This is a genomic window from Kitasatospora sp. NPDC059803, from assembly GCF_042732255.1.
Lineage (GTDB): Bacteria > Actinomycetota > Actinomycetes > Streptomycetales > Streptomycetaceae > Kitasatospora.
This window is the reverse complement of the sequence record NZ_JBHWIJ010000107.1, coordinates 24,297-24,631: the sequence shown is the minus strand read 5'-3', so window position 1 is coordinate 24,631 and position 335 is coordinate 24,297. Positions and strand designations below refer to the sequence as shown.

Below are 335 nucleotides of genomic sequence, written 5' to 3'. Positions count from 1 at the left end.
GACCCGAGGCGCGCTGGCGCCCTGCAGGGGGGGGGGGTGGGGTTGGGCGGGCCCCGGGGGGGGCGGGCGCCGGCCGCGGGCGCCGCGCCGGCGCCGGCGCAGCGCCGACCGCCAGAGCATCGGCACCAGCAGCAGCGCGATCACCAGCACCACCACGGCGGCGCTGCCCAGGACCTGCCCGGACAGCAGCCAGGAGTCCTCGGCGGCACTGCTGACGGCCTTGCTCCTGTCGCCGCACTCACCCAGCTGGCGCTGCTTCGCGTCGCAGCCCTTGCTGTCGGGGGGGGGGGGGGGCGGCCGGCGGCCCTCGGCGGGGGGGGGCGCGGGGGGGGGGC

1 pseudogene is annotated in these 335 nt (G+C 82.1%); it reads right to left on the bottom strand.

From position 1 onward, the window contains the following. Positions 1-335 (bottom strand): annotated as a pseudogene (locus ACFV6I_RS18790) (hypothetical protein); the annotation flags it as partial.